The sequence below is a fragment of the Candidatus Thiodiazotropha sp. LNASS1 genome, from assembly GCF_964212655.1.
GTDB lineage: Bacteria > Pseudomonadota > Gammaproteobacteria > Chromatiales > Chromatiaceae > Thiodiazotropha.
In genome coordinates, this window is the sequence record NZ_OZ156465.1 from 4,571,513 (window position 1) to 4,590,540 (window position 19,028).

The 19,028-nt window shown below is 51.2% G+C and carries 15 protein-coding genes and 1 tRNA gene; 13 read left to right on the plus strand and 3 right to left on the minus strand.

Annotated elements, in window-relative coordinates; all coding sequences use genetic code 11:
• Positions 1-12: 12 nt before the first annotated feature.
• The 5 genes from AB8516_RS20405 to galU all read left to right on the plus strand — a co-directional run bounded on the left by AB8516_RS20405 (position 13) and on the right by galU (position 4,676).
• Positions 13-1,008, plus strand: a complete 996-nt coding sequence (locus AB8516_RS20405; RefSeq protein WP_369163016.1) for a flagellar hook-length control protein FliK — start codon at positions 13-15, stop codon at positions 1,006-1,008.
• A gap of 276 nt (positions 1,009-1,284) precedes the next feature.
• The gene (locus AB8516_RS20410; protein WP_108290943.1) at positions 1,285-1,572 is read left to right on the plus strand and encodes a lipopolysaccharide assembly LapA domain-containing protein; all 288 of its coding nucleotides are present in this window, start codon (positions 1,285-1,287) and stop codon (positions 1,570-1,572) included.
• Positions 1,573-1,662: 90 nt separating this feature from the next.
• A complete protein-coding gene (gene lapB / locus AB8516_RS20415; RefSeq protein ID WP_108290941.1) occupies positions 1,663-2,850 on the plus strand; it encodes a lipopolysaccharide assembly protein LapB in 1,188 nt (395 codons plus the stop codon).
• Between the two features lie 51 nt (positions 2,851-2,901).
• A complete protein-coding gene (gene pyrF / locus AB8516_RS20420) occupies positions 2,902-3,609 on the plus strand; it encodes an orotidine-5'-phosphate decarboxylase (protein WP_369163018.1) in 708 nt (235 codons plus the stop codon).
• Positions 3,610-3,794: 185 nt separating this feature from the next.
• On the plus strand, positions 3,795-4,676 hold the full coding sequence (galU, locus tag AB8516_RS20425; protein ID WP_369163019.1) for a UTP--glucose-1-phosphate uridylyltransferase GalU: 882 nt from the start codon (positions 3,795-3,797) through the stop codon (positions 4,674-4,676).
• Between the two features lie 35 nt (positions 4,677-4,711).
• On the opposite strand, the gene AB8516_RS20430 is transcribed toward galU, so the two are convergent.
• A tRNA-Glu gene (locus AB8516_RS20430) sits at positions 4,712-4,786 on the minus strand.
• Positions 4,787-4,963: 177 nt separating this feature from the next.
• Here AB8516_RS20430 and pcnB point away from each other — a divergent pair.
• The 7 genes from pcnB (at position 4,964) to AB8516_RS20465 (ending at position 13,280) form a co-directional block, all read left to right on the plus strand.
• Positions 4,964-6,259, plus strand: a complete 1,296-nt coding sequence (pcnB, locus tag AB8516_RS20435) for a polynucleotide adenylyltransferase PcnB (protein WP_369163020.1) — start codon at positions 4,964-4,966, stop codon at positions 6,257-6,259.
• Positions 6,252-6,752 (plus strand): 2-amino-4-hydroxy-6-hydroxymethyldihydropteridine diphosphokinase, encoded by a 501-nt coding sequence (gene folK / locus AB8516_RS20440; protein ID WP_369163021.1) that lies wholly within the window; start codon positions 6,252-6,254, stop codon positions 6,750-6,752. Before pcnB ends, folK begins: the two co-directional genes overlap by 8 nt.
• Complete coding sequence (locus AB8516_RS20445; protein WP_369163022.1) at positions 6,736-7,395, plus strand: deoxynucleoside kinase; 660 nt, start codon at positions 6,736-6,738, stop codon at positions 7,393-7,395. The genes folK and AB8516_RS20445 overlap by 17 nt, the downstream gene beginning before the upstream one ends.
• Before the next feature lie 241 nt (positions 7,396-7,636).
• Positions 7,637-8,437 carry a 3-methyl-2-oxobutanoate hydroxymethyltransferase gene (panB, locus tag AB8516_RS20450; protein ID WP_108290931.1) on the plus strand — a complete coding sequence of 267 codons (801 nt, stop codon included), beginning with the start codon at positions 7,637-7,639 and terminating at the stop codon, positions 8,435-8,437.
• Between the two features lie 8 nt (positions 8,438-8,445).
• Positions 8,446-9,291: a pantoate--beta-alanine ligase gene (panC, locus tag AB8516_RS20455; RefSeq protein WP_369163024.1), complete on the plus strand. Its 846-nt coding sequence runs from the start codon at positions 8,446-8,448 to the stop codon at positions 9,289-9,291.
• A gap of 132 nt (positions 9,292-9,423) precedes the next feature.
• A complete protein-coding gene (gene panD / locus AB8516_RS20460) occupies positions 9,424-9,804 on the plus strand; it encodes an aspartate 1-decarboxylase (protein WP_069121574.1) in 381 nt (126 codons plus the stop codon).
• A 413-nt stretch (positions 9,805-10,217) separates the two neighbouring features.
• On the plus strand, positions 10,218-13,280 hold the full coding sequence (locus AB8516_RS20465; RefSeq protein WP_369163026.1) for a PKD domain-containing protein: 3,063 nt from the start codon (positions 10,218-10,220) through the stop codon (positions 13,278-13,280).
• Between the two features lie 38 nt (positions 13,281-13,318).
• On the opposite strand, the gene glgA is transcribed toward AB8516_RS20465, so the two are convergent.
• The gene (gene glgA, locus AB8516_RS20470) at positions 13,319-14,779 is read right to left on the minus strand and encodes a glycogen synthase GlgA (protein WP_369163027.1); all 1,461 of its coding nucleotides are present in this window, start codon (positions 14,777-14,779) and stop codon (positions 13,319-13,321) included.
• Positions 14,780-14,981: 202 nt separating this feature from the next.
• Here glgA and pgi point away from each other — a divergent pair, with 202 nt between their 5' ends.
• Entirely contained in the window at positions 14,982-16,628 is a 1,647-nt protein-coding gene (pgi, locus tag AB8516_RS20475; protein ID WP_369163028.1) for a glucose-6-phosphate isomerase, read from the plus strand.
• Positions 16,629-16,664: 36 nt separating this feature from the next.
• Here the strand turns inward: pgi and glgB are convergent, their stop codons facing one another.
• Positions 16,665-18,839 (minus strand): 1,4-alpha-glucan branching protein GlgB, encoded by a 2,175-nt coding sequence (glgB, locus tag AB8516_RS20480; RefSeq protein ID WP_369163030.1) that lies wholly within the window; start codon positions 18,837-18,839, stop codon positions 16,665-16,667.
• Between the last annotated feature and the right edge of the window lie 189 nt (positions 18,840-19,028).

The following is a 19,028-nucleotide window of genomic DNA, read 5'->3' on the forward strand; positions in this document are numbered from 1 at the left end:
ACAGGTTTAGCCATGGTACAGATAGCACTCATGCCCCAGATTCAGGGGGATAAGCTCAAATCCGCAATCCCTGCAGAAGGGGGCGATCTTGTCACACAGATCAGTGCAAATGGGGAGATTATAGGGGCTACATTCGACCAGGCCCTACAGGAAATGCTGATGGCTCAGGGTGAACAGGGCGTTCTGTTTCTCTCGCTGGCGACGTCAACAGCAGATCCCCTTCAACCACAGACTATAACGCCTCGGGATGGCGGGGTTTTGCCGCTGCAACTCCAGTTGGACGGCAAGCCTTTGCCGCTTCTGATATCCCAACAGCAGGCTGCATTGACCGAACCGGTGCTAGACGGTGCAGTACAACTGAAGCCGCTTCAGTCACAACCACAATTGATGCAACCAGAATTCCTGATCCAGCGACTGATCGAAAACGGTCAATCTCAGCCACTGAAACTGCAGCTGCGTGAATTGGGTGCGCAGCTGTTGGAATCCGGACGACCTGTTGAGAGCGCCGGTCAGCTGTCCGCACTTTCACTGCAACTGCCGGTCAACTCATCCACAGGTATGCGGCCATCTATCGTCATGCCTCTGGATATTCCCGTCGGTCAGGCGGGATGGGACAGAGCGGTGGGAGAGCGAATCCAGTGGATGGTCGGTCAGAACATCCAACAGGCGGAAATCAAGTTGAATCCACCCCATCTTGGGCCGCTGGAGATAAAGATATCACTACAGAATGATCAGACCAGCGTCACCTTTGTCGCCTCTCAAGCCCCTACGCGAGAAGCCCTCGAGGCATCGATTCCGCGACTACGGGAGCTGTTTGGTGAAATCAATCTCAATCTCGCCAATGTGGATGTGGGACAGCAGCAGGCAGGTGAATCGGCCCATGACAGGAGAGCCGGATCTGGCAGTAACGGTACGATTGGCAGTGATTCGTTAAGCCCTGACCAGACTCGGGAACAAGGCCAAACATGGATAATGGGTGGTGATGGCCTTTTGGATACCTACGCCTAGCATCTACCCTCTGCCCATCTACCGACGACGAATTCCTCTGTTGTGAGGATATTCGCGGTTATGCTGTGACAAAAACAGGATACGAACCGTGTTATCTCCAGGATATTCCCTCAATATCGCTATTTGATAGGTTATCAATCCAATCAAAGGGGGGAGAGGTCCGTGAAAATATGAAAACAGCCGCATCTACACCCCTGTTCTTACATTTTGGCTATTTCAAACTGGACTGCAGTAGGCGAGAATGGGTGACTGAGAGGAGGAACTACGGAACGTCTGATGCGATTCATAAAACTCTTTATAGTCATACTGATCATGATGCTGGGTGCAGTCTTCACTGTACTCAACGCCGACCCTGTAGAAATTAATTACTATTTTGGTCATCGGGACCTCCCTTTGTCGTTGATACTGACCATCGCCTTGGGACTGGGTGTGATTTTGGGTGTCCTGGCCGGAATGGGTAGAGTATTGGGTCTTAAGCGGGAAATACACTCTCTTAAAAGGCGCAGTCAAATGGTGAGTGAAGAGGTCAACAACCTTCGCGCCTTACCCTTGAAGGAGCAGTGAGGGTTGCAATGTACTTTACATGCTATGTCTTAACCCAAGCAGTAACCCATTATCGGCATTACGCTGCCGGTGTGGTTGTTGAGGTGTCAGGTGATTGAGCTGCTGCTCTTGTTGCTGCCTGTAGCCGCTGCCTCCGGTTGGTATACGGCACGGCGCGGCATGCCCAGAAAAAAACAGAAGCAGCAACCGCAGATCGCGCCGGTCTATTTCAAAGGTCTCAATTATCTGCTGAACGAACAGCCCGATAAGGCAATCGATCTGTTCATCGAATTGCTGGATGTGGACAGCGATACGGTAGAGACCCATCTTGCCTTGGGTAACCTGTTTCGTCGGCGGGGTGAAGTGGATCGAGCCATCCGTATTCATCAAAACCTGATAGCCAGGCCCAGTTTGAATCGCGAACAGCGAGCACAGGCCTTGCTTGAATTGGGTCAAGACTATATGCGGGCAGGCCTGTTCGATCGTGCCGAAAACCTGTTCCTCGAATTAACCGAACTCAAAATCTACAACGAGCAGGCCTATATCTATCTATTGGAGATCTATCAACAGGAGAAAGAGTGGCAACGATGCCTTGATGTTGCTGATAAGATCTCTGTATCCCACTTTCCCTCTCTACCGAATGCGGTTGCCCACTTCTATTGTGAATTGGCTGAGCAGATGTTGAGCCAGCAGAATATCTCCGCAGCGGAGGGTTATCTCAAGCGTGCTCAACAGGTTCAACGAAACAATGTGCGCGCTTTACTTTTACAGGCCGAGATCGATTATACCCGGGGTGATTGTCGATCGGTGGTAAAGTTGCTGCAGCAGGTCGAGGAGAACGAACCCATCTATCTTTCCGAGGTTCTGCCCAGGCTTGTCGAATGCTATAAGCAACTCGGCAGACAGCATGAATTGTTCGAATACCTGCAACAGTTGTATCAACGTCACCACTGCACGGAAGCAATGATGATTCTCTCCGAGATGATTGTCGAAAAAGAGGGTGAGAGTGCGGCTGTGGATGCGATGCTCAGACATCTGGAAGAGGCACCTGATCTAAAAGGCCTGGAACGTTTAGTGAGACTGAATCTGCAGCGAAGCGAGGAGAGTCCCAAGGAGGCTTTGGAGGTCCTGTTGATATCAGTGATGAAACTATTGGAAAAACAACCGGCCTATCAGTGTGATCACTGTGGCTTCACGGCAAAAAAACTGCATTGGCACTGTCCCAGCTGCAAGAGATGGGGCGAAATAAAACCCCAGCAGGGGCTGACGCGCAGCTTTAAGGCCAACGCAGTGACATGACAATCGATCCGAATCCACGGATCCCGCATAAAGATAGAAGGTGGAATATACATGAACAGCAGTGATTCCAGGGTCATTGTGGCACTCGACTATTCGGGGCAGGATAGGGCTCTGGCTCTTGTCGATCGCTTGGATCCCTCACTCTGCCGACTCAAGGTGGGTAAGGAGATGTTTACACGCATCGGTCCCTCTTTCATCGAGGTGTTGAGGGGGCGTGGTTATGAGGTCTTTCTCGATCTGAAGTTTCATGATATTCCAAATACTGTGGCGGCAGCCTGTGATGCGGCAGCCGATCTTGGTGTGTGGATGATGAATTTACATGCGTCTGGTGGCCGCAGAATGATGGAGGCGGCCAGGGAACGTCTGGAGTCCAGAAGTAATCGTCCACTCCTGATTGCGGTTACCATTCTTACCAGTTTGACCGGGGAGGAGATTCATGAGGTCGGTTTTTCAGGCGATCCCGCAGATAATGTCTCACGCCTGGCGAAGCTGACACAACAGTCTGGGTTGGATGGTGTTGTCTGTTCTCCCCGGGAAGCTGGAATGCTGCGTGGGGATCTGGGGCATGATTTTCTCCTCGTCACTCCCGGTGTCCGCCCCAAGCAAGCGACCCAGGACGATCAACGGCGCGTGATGACTCCCGCGGACGCGATAAACGCCGGATCGAGTTATCTGGTGGTGGGCAGGCCGATTACCGCCGCTGCCGATCCCATCAAGGCACTGCAATCGATCAATCTGGAGATTGCAGCCAACCTGTGAATGTCCGATGACTGGGGCCTATTGAATAGTGTTAAGAGACCCTAGGTTGCTCAGTTTCATATTTATATGGAACCCTTTCAAAGAACCTCTATGTTAGGATGCCTTGTACCATATTGAATATGGTGGTTCATCTGAACGCGGGTAATTGAATGGCACGTTTTATATAAGGACCTATAGGAGTGGTAATGAAAAAGATACGCAAGGCGGTTTTTCCTGTTGCTGGGATGGGCACCCGTTTTTTACCCGCGACCAAGGCCAACCCCAAAGAGATGCTGCCGATAGTCGACAAGCCTCTGATTCAATATGCCGCTGAGGAGGCGGAGGAGGCAGGCGTAACATCTCTGGTATTTGTCACAGGCAGGAACAAGCGCTCCATTCCCGATCACTTCGACAAGGCGTATGAGTTGGAGAGTGAACTGCAGGAGGCAGGGAAGACCACGCTGTTACAGAAGGTGCAAAATGTCCTGCCAGTGGATGTGAGCTGCATCTATCTCAGACAGGCGGAGGCCCTTGGGCTTGGGCATGCGGTGTTGTGTGCAGAACCGGTGGTAGCGGATGAGCCATTTGCGGTCATCCTTGCAGATGACCTGATCCGTGGCGAAGATGGTGTTGGTGCTATCGCACAGATGGCCAAGGTTTATGAACGTTACCAATGTAGTGTGATACTGGTTGAAGAGGTACCACAAGAGGAGACTGGCAAATACGGTATCGTGGAAGTGGAGAATGATGATGGTGAGACCGCAATCATGACCTCCATTGTGGAAAAGCCAAAACCGGAGGATGCGCCATCCAACCTTGCAGTGGTCGGCCGCTATATCCTCACGCCTCGCATCTTCGAGCTGATCAAGGAGACTGGACGGGGCGCCGGAGGCGAAATCCAGCTGACTGACGCCATTGCCGAGTTGTTGAAATACGAAAAGGTTCGGGTCTATCGGGTGAAAGGCAAGCGCTATGACTGCGGAAGTAAGCTCGGTTATCTTGAGGCGACTGTCGAATATGGCTTGTCACATCAGGAGCTTGGTGATGATTTTCGTCAATATCTCAATGAGTTATCAAAAGAATTGTAAAAAAAAGGCCGCCTTGCAGCGGCCATTTCTCTAGCTGGTACTCCCTAGGGGATTCGAACCCCTGTTACCGGCGTGAGAGGCCAGCGTCCTAACCACTAGACGAAGGGAGCAGTTTCTCACGAAAGGCGGTATTATACTGACTTGGTTGCCAGGCTCAATCACCTGGTTAAAAAAATAGTTCAGTGGTCGTACCCTTGAAACAAGCTGCCAAGTGGCTGAAATCAAAGTTCTCCGGATTGATCAGCAATTCCACTCTCCCTGCCGGATCGGATAGAAGAGGCTCAGCGATGCCTACCGTCATTGCGCGGGATGATCACACTATCTCCCGTGCGAATATCAGCCGAAACGCGATAAGAGTCCTCACGAAGTTAAAAAGTGCCGGTTACGAGGCTTACCTGGTGGGTGGGGGTGTGCGTGATCTGCTGCTTGGCCGGGAACCCAAGGATTTCGACGTAGCTACCAGCGCCCTGCCGGAGGAGGTCAAGTCGGTTTTTAAAAACTGTCGGTTGATTGGCAGACGTTTTCGTCTGGCCCACGTCTACTTCGGTCGGGAGATCATCGAAGTGGCAACATTTCGCAGTAACCAGCAGCCTTCTCAGGATGGAGAGCGCCAGTTAGAGAACGGTATGATATTGCGTGACAATGTCTACGGCACCCTTGATGAGGACGCCCAGCGACGGGATTTCACCATCAATGCACTCTACTATGATGTGGGTGATTTTACGGTGATAGATTTCGCCGATGGCATGTCGGATCTTCAACATGGAGTGATACGTCTGCTGGGTGATGTGGAGAGTCGTTTCAGGGAAGATCCGGTACGTCTGCTGCGAGCTGTGCGATTTGCCGCCAAACTGGGATTTATCGTCGATCCGGCAACTGAATCCCCAATGCAAAGATTGGCACCACTGCTTAAGGATGTACCCTCAGCCAGGCTCTATGAAGAGGTGTTGAAACTCTTTCTCGGTGGTTCAGCGTTGGAATCCTTTGAGAAGCTACGCCACTACGGACTGTTTGGGCAACTCTTTCCAGCGACCGAAGAAGCGCTTTCCCACGAAGATCACGATTTTCCCATTACCTTCGTCAATCGGGGGTTGAACAATACCGATACGCGTTTACAACAGGATAAATCTGTCACCCCGGCCTTCCTTTTTGCGGTGCTGTTATGGGAACCGGTAAGACTTGGCTACGAGGCGCTGCTGGCACAGGATGTTCAACCTGTGGAGGCACTGCAGACAGTGGCCAACGATGTCTTGAGTGACCAGCTCAAGCATGTATCCATACCCAAGCGATTCAGTTATCCGATGCGCGATATCTGGCAATTGCAACCACGCTTTGAGCAACGCCAGGGAAAAAGACCCTATCGTCTTTTAAGCCATCCCAGATTTCGTGCGGCATATGATTTTCTCCTGCTCCGCGCCGAGGCGGGTGAAGTTGAACTCGAACTCTCCAATTGGTGGACTGAATTCCAACGTGCCAATAGTCAACAAAAGCAAAGTATGACCGAGCAGGGTCGGCGTGGCAGAAGACGTCACAGGAAAAGGCGATCCAGTAAAAACAAGAGCAACAAACCGGGCGATGAGTAAGGGCCAATCAGTAATTGCCTATATAGGTTTGGGCAGTAATCTGGACAATCCCACGCAACAGGTTGAGATTGCACTGCGGGAACTCACTGCATTAAAGCACTCGACCTTGCTTGCGCAATCATCATTGTATAAAACACGACCGATTGGTCCACAGAACCAGCCATACTACATCAATGCAGTCGCTTCGTTGGCAACCACACTGGATGCCGAAGAACTGCTGGATCAACTGCAGGCGATTGAACAGACCCATCGACGGGTTCGTGGAACTGAGCGCTGGGGACCGCGTACCCTCGACCTCGATTTGTTGATATTCGGCGAGGCGATGATCGATACACCTCGCCTGAGGGTCCCCCATCCTGAGATGGCTGACAGGGCCTTTGTCCTGTGGCCGTTAAGTGAGATAGCCCCGATCGGTATGGACATACCTGGCATGGGTAGGTTGCAGGATATGTTGCGGATACTGTCGGGAGAGGGTATTGAACGATTGGATTGAAAAGCCAAATTTCATTGTTGTTGAAGGGCCGATCGGAGTTGGAAAGACCAGCCTGGTACATCGGCTGGCAAACCATTTTGGCAGTGACATGTTACTTGAAGGGGCGGAAGAGAATCCTTTTCTGCATCGTTTCTACAAAAATCCGCGGGAAGCCGCATTACCGGCGCAACTCTTTTTTCTGTTTCAGCGCAGTCGTCAATGGAATAATTTGTCACAGGGCGATTTGTTCCGGCAATACTTGATCGCAGATTTTATGCTTGAAAAGGATCGCCTTTTCGCACAAATCAATCTTGACCACGATGAGCTGCAACTCTATGAGCAGGTATATGAGCGACTGACACTGGAGGCGCCGCCACCTGAACTGGTCGTCTATCTTCAGGCGCCTGTTGATGTGCTGATGAAGCGTATCAAACAGCGCGCCAGGCCAGTGGAACAAAAAATCGAGTCCGGTTATTTACAACAACTGTGTGATGCCTATGCCGATTTCTTCCACTATTACGATCGTTCACCGATACTGATCGTAAATGCTGCCGAGATCAATCCACTGCAAAATGAGGAACACTTTCAATTGCTGCTGCAGCATATCTGTGAAAGGGGTGCGGATAGGCGCCGCTATTTGAATCTTACCGGCTTTTCCCTCTGAACCAGGGCTGTTGGATCCCAGTTGACAAGCCCTGGGGATAGTCCCACTGCAAACACTTCACGAACAGTGCCAACAAACTATATACTGAATTCGACTGCCTGGTTATCACAGATCTTAAGTGTTGAGACACTCAACATTATAGTGATTGTTGGTGTTGACGTACCTATAATTCTAGGGCCGATTGTATTAGTGTTTACAGGCCCTGGTACGAGCCAGTTTTGAGTGAGCTTAGCGAGACAATATGAGCAAAAAAAATATAACCGTCAGAAGTTTGCTGGAGATGAAATCTGCCGGTGAGAAGATCTGTGTATTGACCAGCTACGATGCCAGCTTCACCCGTCTTATTGAAGATGCGGGAGTCGAGGTGATTCTCGTCGGTGATTCTCTCGGTATGGTGATCCAGGGGCAAGAGAGTACCCTGCCGGTGACCTTGGATGAGATGATCTACCATACACGCAATGCGGCAAGAGCCAGGGAAAACTCCCTGCTGGTGGCAGATATGCCATTCATGAGTTATCGCTCTCCGAGTTTGGCCATGGAATCCGCGGGCAGGCTGATGAAGGAGGGCGGCGCCCATATGGTCAAACTTGAAGGTGGTACGCCTCAACTGGAGGCGATTCGCCAGCTTGCATCCCAGGGAATCCCTGTCTGTGGACACCTTGGTCTGTTACCGCAATCCGTACATAAGCTTGGTGGGTATCGTGTGCAGGGACGGGAACAGCGGGATGCAAGCCTGATCCGTGAAGACGCCAGACTTTTGCAGGATGCGGGTGTCGATATGCTGGTTCTGGAGTGTGTGCCGGATCAGTTGGCTGCGCAGGTCGCTACCGAGTTGAGCATACCTGTGATCGGTATTGGCGCAGGCCCCGATTGTGATGGGCAGGTATTGGTGCTGTATGACATGCTGGGTATCAATCCGCATCCACCCCGTTTCGTGAAGAACTTTCTACAATCCGGCAGGACCATCCAAGAGGCACTCAAGGCCTATGTGGATGCCGTTAAATCGGGTGATTTCCCAACGGCTGAACACAGTTTTAAGTGAGGCGCGGGATGGAGACGATTACCGACGTTGAAGCATTGCGCAAACGCATTGGAAGCTGGCGCAGGGCCAGCAAGAAAATCGGATTTGTGCCAACCATGGGAAATCTGCATGAGGGGCATCTGGCGCTGGTTGAAGTGGCCGGAAACCGCTGTGATCGAAGTGTGGTGAGCATTTTTGTCAATCCAATGCAGTTTGGTGAGGGCGAAGATTATGAAAGTTACCCTCGCACCATGGAACAGGATCAGGGCAAACTTGAAGAGGCCGGTGTGGATCTGCTTTTTGCCCCATCGGCGACAACCATCTATCCCCAGGGGAACCAGGCGCAAACCCGGGTGGAGGTGCCCGAAATCTCCGATATCCTTTGTGGTGCCAGCCGTCCAGGCCATTTTGTCGGCGTCTCTACAGTCGTTTGCAAACTCTTCAACTACGTACAACCGGATATAGCGGTGTTTGGGGAGAAGGATTATCAACAATTGATGGTGATCCGGCGTATGGTTGCCGACTTGGCGATACCTGTCGAAATCCTAGGATTGCCGACTGTCAGAGAGGCGGATGGACTGGCCAAGAGCTCCCGCAACAGCTATCTTTCAGCGGATGAGAGGAAGCAGGCGCCGCAACTCTTCGAAATCCTCAAGAAAACTGCAAAGTTATTGAGGGATGGTGAACGAAATTACGGTCTTCTGGAGGAAAATGGTCTCGATCTGCTGCGATCTGCAGGTTTTCGGCCGGATTATTTCACTATTCGCCAGGCACAGGATCTGACGATCCCCGCCCGGGATGAGCTGAACTTGGTGATTCTGGCGGCTGCATATATGGGAACTACACGACTGATAGATAATCTAAATGCTGCATAGCAACATATTTTTATTGATAGGTGGGGCAAGATTGCGGATAATTGGCCGTTCCCTTGTTCGGGTAGCCTCGGGTCGATCTGAATCGGGACAATGGTTAACATAGACATTCATCCAAAATAGGGCACGAAATCCATGCAGCTGACAGTACTTAAGTGCAAGCTACATCGAGCATGTGTGACTCACTCCGAGCTTGATTATGAAGGCTCGTGTGCCATTGATGCCGATTTGATGAAGATGGCGGGTATCCATGAGTACGAACAGATCCAGATCTATAACGTGACCAATGGCGAACGTTTTACAACTTACGCCATACTTGCGGAGGCGGGATCGCGCGTGATTTCCGTCAATGGTGCGGCGGCACACAAGGCCGAACCGGGAGATCGAGTCATTATCTGCGCCTATGCCGGCCTGGATAGCGATGAGATGTCCACATTTAAACCCACCCTGGTCTATCTCGATGAAGAGAACAGGGTAACCGGTACTGGCGACGCTATACCTATTCAGGCTGCTTAGGGCCTTATTACACAAACCACCACCGATTGCTCTCCGAATCATCTGGCGCGCTGAGTGGCTGCGTAGTATAGCGCCATCAAAACAGACTCAGCTGTATATCGCCGGAAAGCCTGGTTTTCCCAATCGGCACTACCAACAATTACATCGCACCCCAAAAAGCGGTTCGAATATCGCTGCAGTGATGGTTGAATCATACACTTATCGATAATCGTCGGACTTTTTTACAATTGTTTGCATTTCATATATGGCGGTTGGATGCCCTTTCTAACAACGCATTGATAATCCTGACATAAAAACCAAATGGCATAGTAATTGCAAAATTTAGATGCAGTAGGCAATAGACCTGCATGCATGCACGCATAAATAGTGAGTTTTGAATTCGTCTTAAAAAAGGTTCTTAGGAGGATCTTTAAATGACTGTATTCACTGCACGTAAATTATGCACTGCATATTTTTTGCTGGTCATCTTATCGCTTCCGCAAATGGGCATGGCTTCCATCCTGGTTGTCGCTCCCCATCCTGACGATGACATTATCACTGCTTCAGGTGTCATAGCCGATGCGGTGGATCGTGGTGAACAGGTCACAGTCGTCTATGTGACTAATGGCGATATATCTGGTATCGCTCAAGGATTGGTCAGACAATCAGAGGCGGTTGATGCACAGGTCGGATTTCTGGGGACAACAGAAAGCGATCTGATTTTTCTTGGCTATCCCGACGGCAGTCTCGACGTGATCTACCGGTTTTATCCGGATGAAACCGATGTCTACACGACCGCCTTCGGTCAATCCACAACCTATGGAAACAGAGGGCTGGGCGGAACGGACTACCATACTTTTCAATTCGGCAGTCCCGCCAACTACAACCGCTTCAATATCATCAGTGATTTAACGAGCATAATCGACACATATCGACCGGATCACATATTCACTACATCGGAATTCGATAATCATACAGATCACTCCACAACCTATGAGTTGATCCTGTTGGGACTGCAGAATGTCTTTGACGCGGATCCTAGCTATACACCAAGTCTACACAAGACCGTAGTTTGGTCATCGCAACCGTCTATCTGGCCAGAGCCCCTGGATCCGACCACGTTTCATGTCGAGATTCCTGATTTGAATCAAACTGCATTGGACTGGGCTGACAGAGAGAGCCTAAATGTGCCTTTATCAATGCAGGACACATTGCTGTCAAACAATCTGAAGATCAACGCCATCGCTTCGCATGATACGCAAGGTGGTATACAAGGGTTTCTCGGTAAATTCATTCATAAAGATGAGATTTTTTGGATTGAGAATCCTTTAACGGCCAATACTCCTCCGGTTGTGGATGCCGGGCCAAGCATTGCAGTGGCGATGGGTGAGACAGTCCAACTCGATGCCAGTGGCAGTTTTGATATAGATGGTGCACAGCTCGCCTATCAGTGGTCACAGCTATCCGGACCCGGCGTCACTTTGTCCGATCCGACTTCGGAAACCCCGTTTTTTACTGCGCCGAGCGGATTGCAGGAAGATACCGTTTTGCGTTTCCGACTGGTGGTGTCTAACAGCAACTATTCCACTATTCCGGATCATGTTGAAGTGACAGTACAAACCCTGGATCAAAACATTGCGCCGATTGCCAGCAGCGTTACCGCATCGTCAGAAAATGCCGGTTCAACTCAAACTGCACAGAAGGCAATCGATGGTATAGCTACAGGATGGCCCATTGACTACACCCGTGAATGGGCCTCTTCAGGGGAAGGAACAGGTGCATGGATCGAGTTAACCTGGGATCAGGTCTATGCAGTCAATCGGATCGTGTTATATGACCGACCAAACTCGGCAGATCAAATCAGCTCAGCGACTCTCAGTTTCAGTGATGGTTCAACGCTGACTGTCGGTCCGTTGGATAATGATGGTTTGGCAACGGCCTATTCGTTCCCGGCAAAATATATCAATAGCTTGAGGATGACTGTAGACCAGGTGGGCGGATCCACTATAAATGTGGGACTGGCGGAAATAGAGGTGTTTGGTTCACTGGGTACGGGCGTCAACCTGCCGCCATCGGCGGATGCCGGCCAGGATCAGATCGTACTGGAAGGCGTATCTGTCCAATTGGACGGGTCGGGGAGCAGTGATCCCAATAACGATCCGTTGAATTACCTGTGGACGCAGGTGTCAGGCAGCAATGTGCTTTTATCGGATAACACGCTGATCAATCCAACGTTCACTGCACCAACCGGCCTTCTGCAGAATGAACAATTGGTTTTCGAACTGGTTGTTGATGACGGTAGTTTGGTGAGTAGTGCAGATTCCGTAACCATTACGGTATCAAGCAATCAATATAGCAATATTGCTGCGAGTGCGATCGTTTCGGCATCCTCTGAAAACACATCGACCACACAAACCGCTGTAAAGGCGATTGATGGTGTTGCGACTGGTTATCCTGTGGATCACACTCGTGAATGGGCGACTGTGGGTGAAGGCGCTGGAGCATGGCTCGATCTGAACTGGAGTGATGCCTATACCATCGACCGGGTCGTCCTCTACGACAGACCGAACGGGGCGGATCATATCCAGTCCGCGCTCTTGAGCTTCAGCGATGGATCTACTGCGGCTGTGGGGGCACTCGATAACGCAGGCGGTATGACTGAGGTCGTGTTTGCTCCTCGCACTGTGACGAGCATGCGATTGACGGTGGGGCAAACCGGTTCCGCCAGTACTAATATCGGACTGGCAGAAATCGAGGTATACGGCACTCGTGATGATGGTGTTAACCTAAGACCTACTGCAGACGCTGGTCCGGATCAGTCTGTATTGGAAGGTGATTTAGTTAATCTCGATGGATCCGACAGCAGTGACCCGAATGGCGATCCGATCAATTATCAGTGGGTTCAGGTATCCGGTATACCAGTCACCCTTTCCGGCAGTACGACAGTGAGCCCCAGTTTTGTCGCACCGTCAGGCCTGACCCAGAGCGAAGTGCTGGTGTTTGAACTGGTGGTGGATGATGCTATCGATAGCAGTCTGCCTGACACTGTGAATATCACGGTGACTTCACTGCAAAACATCAATGTTGCGCCGACTGCGTCTGTTACGGCGTCATCGCAGAATACATCAACCAGCCAGACCGCCGTTAAAGCAGTTGATACCGTCCCCTCGGGGTATCCGAACGATCATACCCGGGAATGGGCGACCACTGGCGAGGGCGCCGGTGCGTGGATAGAGTTGGCATGGAGTAGTGCGCAAACCGTGGATCGTATCCTGCTCTATGATCGGCCTAACGGAAATGACCAGATAGTGTCAGGCACATTGGCCTTTAGCGACGGATCGACAGTTGCTGTTGGTAGCCTTGATAACAGCGGTGGTGCAACTGAGATTTTTATAACACCCCGAAGTGTATCCAGCCTGCGATTGACTGTAGACCAGGTCAGCCCTGCAACACTTAACGTGGGGCTCGCAGAGATTGAGGTGTTTGCCACCCCATGAGGTAATTGCGGAAATTGCCGACACCCGGTTGGATTAGTCTAGAGGCCAGGCTCATCAATGGCCGTCTGGTAAAGTTCCAGATAGTGTTGAGCGCTGGCCTCCCAACTGAAATCTTGCTGCATCCCTGTTCTGGCAAGAATTTCCCAGTCTGTGGCCGAGCGTCGATAGAAATTGATTGCATGTTCCACGGCTCCCCACAAGCTGCTGCCATCTGCATCGTCGAAGACGAAGCCTGTTGCGCTGCCATTTACGAGGGTTGTTGAATTGACGTCAACCACAGTATCGGCGAGACCGCCAGTGCGGCGAACGATGGGGACAGTACCGTATCTCAAGCTGTACATCTGATTCAATCCGCAGGGTTCGAAGCGGGAGGGCATGATGAATGAATCGCACCCTGCCTCGATACGGTGTGACAGGCCTTCATCATATCCGATAAATACCCCGACACGGCTGTGATAGCGGTTGCTGATTTTCTCCAGTGCGTGCTCAAGATCTTTGTTGCCCGAACCCAGCATGACCATTTGAGCCCCGGCATCCATAATGCCGGGCAAAACCTGGAGAATCAGGTCGACACCCTTCTGATCAACCAATCGGCCGATATAACCGAATAGTTGGATATTCTCATCCTCGGGAAGTCCGTATTCCTGTTGCAATGCCAGTTTATTGTTGCGTTTGTCGGCAAAGCATTCAGCGGAGTAGGGGGTGTCGATATGCCGGTCGTTAAGCGGATCCCACTCGTGGTAATCGATCCCATTGAGAACCCCGCTGAAATGGTCTTTTCGATGGTTCAGCAGTCCCTCAAGACCATAACCGAACTCGGCTGTCTTTATCTCTGCTGCATAGCTGGGGCTGACCGTGTTTACCCGGTCTGAGAGTGCGATTCCCCCTTTGATAAATGAGAGCTGGTCATGAAACTCCAGATGATGGTATGACCAAAGTTCATCCGGGAGCCCGAGGCGCAGAAAGGTGGCATGATCGAAGAGGCCCTGATAGGCCAGATTATGGATTGTAAACAGGGTTGCGGGTCGATTTTCCTGTGTGGAGAGCAATGGTGCGATGAGACCGGTCTGCCAGTCATTCGCATGTACAACATCGGGTTGCCAGTCGTGATCTATCCGGTTCAGGGCCAACTCTGCCACCGCATGACAGAAGAGGCTGAAACGTTCCGCATTATCGGGCCAGTTCATACCCTCGGGGGATAGATAGGGATTACCTGCACGGTTGAACCGGTGGGGAGCGTCGATCACATACAGCGGTACCCTGTGAGGACCGCAGCTCCCCTGTAATAGTCGGACCGGCGAAGTTTCGCCAGTAATTTCCAGTTGTGCCAGGCTTTGTAGATTGTCCGCTTTTTCCAGCACATCTGGATAACCAGGGAGAATCAGGCGACAATCCTGGCCTATGTTATTAAGTGCGGCAGGCAAGCTACCTGCAACATCAGCCAAGCCACCTGTTTTGATTAACGGTGTGGCTTCACTGCTGGCAAAGAGGATTTTCATGGCCTTTTATTGTCCTTATTTTTTTGGGGCTGTTGACAGGCATGCGCTTAAATCGGCAGATTCTGCATCGACAGTCGTTTTGTTGCGCTATTTTATCATTTACCTTCACAGCTTTACGATACGTCATATGGTATCTTGCTATACCTGCCGCCTTTTGTATAAAAACTGGAACTAATATTCAAATATATAACGCATTTAGATCATGACCGAGATAAATCAGACAGACGAATGGATGGCCCTCGAAAAGCACTGGGCCGAGGTCGAGCCACTCCAGATGCGTGACCTGTTTCAACAGGGGCCGGAGAGAGTTGAGCAGATGTCTATTCGGCAATGCGGGATCATGCTCGATTATTCAAAGAACCGGATTAACGCAAGATCGATGAATCTTCTGCTGGAGTTGGCGCAGGCTGTCGATGTTGACGGTTGGCGCCGCCGCATGTTTTCCGGCGAACGGTTGAATATCACCGAGAATAGAGCGGTGCTGCATGTGGCCTTGCGGAACCGTTCCAACCAACCCATCTGGTTCGACGGTGAGGATGTGATGCCATCTGTCAATGCCGTACTGCAGAGAATGGAGGCATTTTCCGAATCGGTGCGCTGCGGTGATTGGAAAGGCTATACAGGAAAGCCGATTAGCGATGTGGTCAATATCGGCATCGGCGGCTCCAACCTGGGACCACTGATGGTCTGTGAAGCGCTCAAACCTTATCAGAAACCAGATCTGAGGATGCATTTCGTTTCAAATGTGGACGGTACCCATATCGTTGATACCGTTAGTGCGCTGGACCCGGAAACCACGCTGTTTATCATTGCGTCAAAAACCTTTACTACACAAGAGACTTTGACCAATGCGGTAACTGCTCGAAAATGGTTGTTGGATGAACTTCATGATGAAGCGGCCGTGGCTCGCCATTTCGTTGCTGTTTCGACGAATGCTGAGGAGGTATCTCGATTCGGTATAGATACCGCCAATATGTTTGAATTCTGGGATTGGGTTGGCGGACGCTATTCACTCTGGTCAGCGATTGGCCTGCCCATCGCAATTGCAATCGGCATGCAGAATTTTTTTGAACTGCTGGAAGGCGCCCATGAAATGGACCAACATTTCCTGCATGCCGATCTCTCTGAAAACATGCCGGTCATCATGGCGCTGTTGGGTATCTGGTATCTCGATTTTGCCAAAACGCGTACTCATGCGATTCTCCCTTATGACCAGTACCTGAGGTATCTGCCTGACTATTTGCAACAAGCGGATATGGAGAGCAACGGTAAGCGCGTCACCCGCTTCGGACGGCCTGTCGATTATCCTACCGGTCCTGTTGTATGGGGTACGGCCGGTACCGACGGGCAACATGCCTACTACCAACTCATCCATCAGGGAACGCAGCTCATTCCCTGCGATTTCATTATTCCGGTCAACAGCCATAACGAGACAGGGGATCATCACGAGAAACTGTTTGCCAACTGTCTGGCGCAGACTGAGGCATTGATGCTTGGTAAGACACGTACCGAAGCGCGGGAGGAGATGGAACAGGCAGGTCTGGATCCTGAGCAGATCGTGGATCTTCTGCCTCATCGGATCTTTCCCGGAAATAGACCCTCAAATACCCTGCTTGTGGATAAGATGACCCCATCACGACTGGGATCACTAATCGCTTTGTATGAACACAAGATCTTCATCCAGGGCGTCATCTGGCGGATCAACTCCTTTGATCAATGGGGGGTGGAATTGGGGAAACAGCTGGCTGGCGTGATTTTACCTGAGCTGTTGGACGAACAGCAGTCCTCCCGGCACGACAGCTCCACTCAGGGGTTGATTACATACTTCCATCGACATAGAAAACGCTAGTCAGTCTGTTTCATTTCAATGTCGAGGTGTTTTGCTTCAACCCTCTTGCTTGTGTAACAGGATCGCCCCCAGAGGCGGCAGGGTCAATGCTATCGACTGGCTGCGTCCCATCCAGGGGATATCCTCGGAGATCAATCCGCTGCCGTTGCCCATGTTGCTGCCCCCGTAAAATTCAGAATCGGAATTGAAGATCTCCGAATAGTTTCCGGGGTAGTTGACGCCTATCCGATAGTTCTCGCGCGGTACCGGAGTGAAATTCAGGATGATCAGTATTTCATTACCGTCCCGATCTTTTCTCACATAGCTGAGAATCGACTGTGAGCTGTCATGACAATCGATCCAGTCGAAACCGGGATATTCGAATTCAATCTGGTGCAGTACCGGCTGTTCTCGATAGAGCTTGTTGAGATCGGTCAGAAGTGCGGTTATCCCTTTATGGGAAGGGTGCTCCTGCAGGAACCAGTCCAGGGCCTCACTATCGTTCCATTCGCGGCCCTGGGCGAACTCACTGCCCATGAACAGGAGCTTTTTCCCGGGGTAGGTGAACATATAGGTATAGAGAAGACGTAAATTAGCAAATTTTTGCCAATCATCCCCGGGCATTTTGTCGATCATCGAGCCTTTGCCGTGGACAACCTCATCATGAGAGAAGGGCAGCACGAAATTCTCGGTGAAGGCATAGAGAAGCCCGAAGGTCAGCAAATCGTGGTGATAGTGGCGGTAAATTGGATCCTGAGAGGTGTAAGAGAGCGTATCGTGCATCCAACCCATGTTCCACTTCATGCTGAAACCCAGTCCTCCCAGCCAGGTTGGGCGCGACACCTGAGGCCAGGCAGTGGACTCCTCCGCGATCATCAATGTTCCCGGGTGGAAGTCATGGGTGACGCTGTTGAGTTCCCGCAGGAAGTCAACCGCCTCAAGATTCTCCCGTCCCCCGTACTGATTGGGCACCCAGTCTCCGGGTTCTCGGGAGTAATCGAGATAGAGCATGGAGGCAACCGCATCGACACGTAAGCCGTCGATGTGAAACTCCTCCAGCCAGTAGATGGCGCTGGAGATGAGAAAGTTTCGTACTTCGTTACGGCCGAAATTAAAGATCAAAGTGCCCCAATCCCGGTGCTCACCCTTGCGGGGGTCCTCATGTTCATACAGTGCAGAGCCATCGAATCTGGCCAGGGCATATCGATCACGGGGGAAATGGGCGGGGACCCAGTCGAGGATGATGCCGATGCCGTTTTGATGCAGGTAATCGATGAAATAGCGGAAGTCATCGGGTGCGCCGAATCGACTGGTAGGGGCGAAGTAGCCAGTTGTCTGGTAACCCCATGAGCCGTCCAGGGGGTGCTCGGTTATGGGCAATAGCTCGATGTGGGTAAAGCCGATCCTTTTGGCATGGTCAGTAAGTTGGTGGGCAAGGTCGCGATAGTTCAGGAATCCTCCCTGGTCGTCTCTCCGCCAGGATCCCAGGTGGACCTCATAGATAGACATCGGTTCCTGTTGCCAGTTGGAAGTGGCTCGGTTGTTTATCCACTCCCCGTCACCCCACTCATAGTCACTGTCAGAGACCACGATGGCCGCTGTGTCAGGGCGGTATTGAAAAAAATTCCCATAGGGGTCTGTACGCAGTGAAATGTGTCCGTCCTGAGTGCGGATTTCGAATTTGTACAAACTGCCATGCTCCAGTTCGGGAATGAACAGCTCCCAGACACCGGAGCCTCCCCTTGATCGCATGGGGTGAACCCGTCCGTCCCAATGGTTGAAATTACCCACCACGGAAACTCTGGCGGCGTTCGGCGCCCAGACGGCAAACAGTATCCCGCTTATCCCGACTGTTTCATACGGGTGGGCGCCAAAGAAGCGGTAGGCATGACGGTGCTTGCCTTCGCTGAATAGGTGGAGGTCGAACTCCGGCAAAAGGGGTGGAAAACAGTATGGATCGTAGGTTTTACGGATCTGCCCTGATTTGTCCTGCCACTCCAGCCGATAGTGCTCATCGACCTTGTCAGCCGCTGTCTCCAGCTCAAAAAAATCGGTGCCTTGAAGACGCCTGAAAGGGTGCTGTCCATCCTCCAAAGTGACTTTTTCCGCCTGTGGCATGAATACCCTGATGCGACAGTCGTCACCATGGACATGTCTGCCCAACACCTCGAATGGATCATGGTGACGGGCATCAATAATCCGTTTCAACGCCACTGGAATTTTACTCATCATAAATTTTAAGAAACCTGCTTTGAACGGTACGCCTTGAAGGGGACATGATGTTAACATACCAACACTTCCGTCTCATCAACAGGTTCATTCTCATTTGAGAGCGGGGCACATAATTAAACTAGGGCCGATTGGATGAGTGTTAACAGGCGCTAGCTACTCACGAGTAGGATTTGCAGTAATTTTTGGCCA